At 39.2% G+C, this 4,165-nt stretch carries 5 protein-coding genes and 1 tRNA gene; 4 read left to right on the top strand and 2 right to left on the bottom strand.

Going from position 1 to position 4,165, the window contains the following annotated elements; all coding sequences use genetic code 11:
- Positions 1 to 132 precede the first annotated feature (132 nt).
- From purC to A3763_RS15065, 3 genes are all read left to right on the top strand, one after another.
- A complete protein-coding gene (purC, locus tag A3763_RS15075) occupies positions 133 to 846 on the top strand; it encodes a phosphoribosylaminoimidazolesuccinocarboxamide synthase (RefSeq protein WP_068507797.1) in 714 nt (237 codons plus the stop codon).
- Between the two features lie 125 nt (positions 847 to 971).
- Positions 972 to 1,706 carry a TIGR04219 family outer membrane beta-barrel protein gene (locus tag A3763_RS15070; RefSeq protein ID WP_068507795.1) on the top strand — a complete coding sequence of 245 codons (735 nt, stop codon included), beginning with the start codon at positions 972 to 974 and terminating at the stop codon, positions 1,704 to 1,706.
- A 118-nt stretch (positions 1,707 to 1,824) separates the two neighbouring features.
- Positions 1,825 to 1,901: transfer RNA gene (locus A3763_RS15065), tRNA-Val, on the top strand.
- A gap of 159 nt (positions 1,902 to 2,060) precedes the next feature.
- Here the strand turns inward: A3763_RS15065 and A3763_RS15060 are convergent.
- A complete protein-coding gene (locus A3763_RS15060) occupies positions 2,061 to 3,293 on the bottom strand; it encodes a phage integrase Arm DNA-binding domain-containing protein (RefSeq protein WP_068634013.1) in 1,233 nt (410 codons plus the stop codon).
- Between the two features lie 206 nt (positions 3,294 to 3,499).
- On the opposite strand from A3763_RS15060, the gene A3763_RS15055 reads away from it, so the two are divergent.
- A complete protein-coding gene (locus A3763_RS15055) occupies positions 3,500 to 3,838 on the top strand; it encodes a hypothetical protein (RefSeq protein WP_068634012.1) in 339 nt (112 codons plus the stop codon).
- A 13-nt stretch (positions 3,839 to 3,851) separates the two neighbouring features.
- Here the strand turns inward: A3763_RS15055 and A3763_RS30160 are convergent, their stop codons facing one another.
- Entirely contained in the window at positions 3,852 to 4,082 is a 231-nt protein-coding gene (locus A3763_RS30160) for a helix-turn-helix transcriptional regulator (RefSeq protein ID WP_068633647.1), read from the bottom strand.
- Positions 4,083 to 4,165: the final 83 nt, after the last annotated feature.

Below are 4,165 nucleotides of genomic sequence, written 5' to 3'. Positions count from 1 at the left end.
TGAACACATATCATGATTTGATATGTGTTTATTGCCTAAATAGCTGCGATATCATTGCTCATTAAAACACTATAGAAATTTTTCAATACTATTGCTCTTAATCTTAGAGCCACTCTCGGGAGTTTCCTTTTTATGCAAAAGCAGAAAGAACTTTACGCTGGTAAAGCAAAATCAGTTTATACCACAGAAGATCCAAACAAATTTGTTCTTTTGTTTAGAGACGATACCTCTGCTTTTGATGGCGAGAAAATGGAGCAGCTGAATCGAAAGGGCATGGTAAATAATAAGTTTAACGCTTTTATCATGCAGGCTTTAGAAGAGGCTGGTATCGAAACTCATTTTGAAGCCTTGCTATCAGATAACGAGTGCCTGGTAAAAAATCTTGAAATGTTGCCTGTGGAGTGTGTTGTTCGTAACTATGCAGCGGGTAGCATAGTACGTCGCCTAGGTGTTGAAGAAGGAAAAGAATTGACTCCACCTACGTTCGAACTATTCCTAAAAGATGATGCTCTGCATGACCCAATGATTAACGTTTCTCACTGTGTATCCTTTGGTTGGGCCACGAAAGAACAGCTTGTCGAAATGGAAAAGCTTACCTATCAAGTAAACGATGTGCTGTCAGCAATGTTTGACAAGGCGGGTATGCTATTGGTTGATTACAAGCTAGAGTTTGGTTTGTCTGAAGGTAGAATTGTTCTTGGTGATGAATTTAGCCCGGACGGCTGTCGTATTTGGGATAAAGAAACTCGTAAGAAGATGGATAAAGACAGGTTTAGGCAAGGTCTTGGTAGCGTGATCGAAACTTACGAAGAGGTAGGTCAGCGTTTAGGTATTTCATTTGACTAAATTTTGTGACTTCGTTGCAGCTTTTTAATCTAAGCTGCAACGAATCAAGCAAGCAAAATCAAAAACTCCCTCTATACTTACGCTAATAGTTTTATTCTTAAGAGAATTCAATAAGGTAAGTATCTATGAAAAAAGTTACAAAACTCCTCGCTCCTTTCGTTTTGGCTGCAAGCGCCACGGCTCAAGCCGATTTTATTGGCGGTACTGTTGAAGCAAGTTATTGGTATGCAGGCATTGGTGGTGATGCCACCGCTGGTGAAACAGTTGATTTTGAAAAAGACCTAGGTTTCGAAGACGATAGTTTCTTCGAACTCGCGGCTTCATTTGAACACCCCGTGCCACTGATTCCAAATATAAAGGTCCGACTAACTTCCCTTGATCAGACTGAATCTGGCGAAATTGATGAAGCAGGCGATGGTTTTGCTGGTGTGGAAGGGCCTGTTACGACTAATTTAGACCTGACTCACTATGATGTAATTGCTTACTATGAAATTCTCGATAACTGGGTTTCGGTTGATGTTGGTTTAGATATTAAGGTTTTTGACGGTCAGCTTAATGTTGAGGGTGATACAGAAAGCTCGACCTCTACTATTGATAACTTTCTACCGCTGCCCTATGCAAAAGCTGAAGTAGAGCTGCCTTTTACTGGTATGGCAGTTGGCGCTGAGTTATCGGGTATTTCGTATTCTGGTAATGGTATTTATGATGCCCGTGCCCGTATTCGTCAAAATATTAGCTTAGCATTTGTTGAGCTAGGCTATCGCACTATGGCAATCAAGATTGATGATATAGGCAGTGCTGATATCGAAGTTGATGTTGATTTTAGCGGTGTTTACTTAAGTACAGGCTTAGATTTCTAGATATAAAGTGCAATCTAGATTCGTAAGAATATTTTTCTAATATTCTCATTGCAAGGCGCTGAATTGTTTGATAAATTACGCGCCTTATTCAAGTCGCTCTCCTTGCGATGCTTGAAATAGGACTATAGCTCAGTTGGTTAGAGCGCTACCTTGACATGGTAGAGGTCGGCAGTTCGAATCTGCCTAGTCCTACCAATTTCCCCTTAAAAAACAGCCTGTTATAATTTGTCTTATTTTGCGTGGCAAAACTTAGGCAAAAAAAGTGCAGTAACTTAATTGATAGTCTGTCTGATAACTCCTTGATGATTTCTGTTGGTGGCAAAACTTTATTGCCACGCCTTGCTGGTTTGTTTATTAGCTTATATTGCCATCTATGAGGTCGTTCCAATCTAGTAGTGGTTCGACACGGTAATAATCTTCAATGTCATCATGATCGTGACTGTATTTGCTTGTAACTACGTTTACTGTAGGGTCTCGATGTCCTAGCCTAAGCCCTATTAATCTGTCGTCAAACTTTTTACCGTCTATTGTTAGATGTTTTTTAGTTAAACGAGCTGATAGTCCTCTAATTTCATGGAAGGTTGGAGGGTTTAACTCTGATTCGTTGTATGTGCGATAGGTGTTAAGAGGTCTAGAGAGTTTTCTGAACTTGCTGACTATGTTGCTTCTCAGTATTTGATTTATGTGTGTTTTTTCTTTGCCTAAACTCTTTACTTTGGTTGGGCAGGAAAAGACATAAGGGCAGTTGTCTTGTGTTTTGGCGATTGCTCGTCTCTTGTCGATTAATTCTTTTAGATCGCCTTTTATCTCAAATCTTATTTTTTGAGGTACTTGGTCTTCTTGGGTTTTGTTGGGGGTTACGCATATCCAGTTATCTCTGATGGCGGTAAACCTGAGTTTTAAAAGGTCTCCTTGCCGCAACCCGGTTAGTAGTGCTCCTTTCAGTAAATCCTGCATCCATTCCGGTGCATTTTCGTATACATCTCTGAACTGATCTGAAGACATTTTGTCGCGTTTTTTTGTGTTTGTCTCACGAACCCCGTCACTCTTCATTGGCGGGGTGTAATCGAGTAATTTTCCTAGGTTGTATTTTTCGGGTGGGATAAGACCTTTTCTTTTTGCGAATTCGTAGATCTGCGTTACTACTGTTTTGTGTTTTTTAAATGCATCATGTGATAGTTCTAGCGAGTCAAAGCAGTTTGACCAATCCTTCATTTCAATGTCGATCAGGGCCTTGTCCCTAAAGTGATCTTCTAGCCGCTTTGTTACGCGCGTTTTATTGTAGAGAGTTTGATCTTTGAATTTGTGCGCAAGATATTCACCTTCAAACCTGAAAATGACATTTTTAAAGCTTGGTTCATTCTTGTTGTCTCGTCTTTCTGCATCCAGTTTTATGGATAGTGCTTCTATGCGCAGTTTTTCCTTATGAAGCTCGTATTTTTCATTAAGTTGTTTTGCTTGCTTTATCGCTTTTTCTTTGTCTGTTCCTAGTGAGACTCTTTTGCCGTCTGGAAGCTGGTATCTGAAAGAGTTCTTGTTCAGATAGAGGTTTTTGGGAAGGTCTTTGTTTCTTCTGGGTGCGCCCATTTAGATTCCTTATTATATGATTTGCGTGGCAAAAATAATGGTAGAGCACAAAATAGGGGCGTGTAAAGATATTTTTGCTATAAAAAGTAAAAAAAATGGAAAAAAGCAAATTTTGGCTATTGACCAAGTATGTCTATCAGGGGTATAATTATTAAGCCGGTTGGCGCAAGCAGTAATGAGCGGGTAATATTTTGGGAGAAGTGTTCTTGATTAAGAGTAATGATGAAGGAATTCTTGGTAGCGGTCAAACTAGAAAGCTAATGAAACTTTCACAGTATAGAGAGGTTTATTTTCAAAAAGGATCGCAGCCTTCAATAAATACTCTAAAGAAATGGATAAATCAGAATTCTATAGATGGTCGTAAGATAGCTGGCCAATATTATGCTTATTCTGAGCCTGACATTATCACAGTAGAAACTGCGTCAAATGAGCCTGTTGGAAATATTTCTCACGCCTCACAGCAATCTATTGGTGGCAAAGAAGTGTGTCAGGTGGAGGACATTTATTCCATTTTCGAAGATGTAACGGGGAGGAAAGTAGCATAAATGACTTTTCTTTTTACTCTAAAATCTTCAAACCTTCTAGTGGGTCAATACCTAGAACTTTAACTATCTGGGCATACTCTTGCACTGATATTCTTTTCTCGCCAGATTCAATTTTAGATACGTACGATTGATGCTCGTTTAGAAGTTTAGCAAATTCAATCTGTGTCAATTCCTTGGCTACCCTAGATTTAATAAGCCAATCTTGAAATCGTTTATATTTTGGTGTGTTAACAGACCTTTCCATATTGTGGTCATGTTATTAGCGTGCTAGCATTATCCCAACTTGGGATAATTGAGTGCTGTTAAGGAAACACAAGTGCGTTTTAG

It is taken from the genome of Oleiphilus sp. HI0128 (assembly GCF_001635365.1).
Note: the sequence above shows the minus strand (reverse complement) of the source record. Positions and strands in the feature narration are given on the sequence as shown.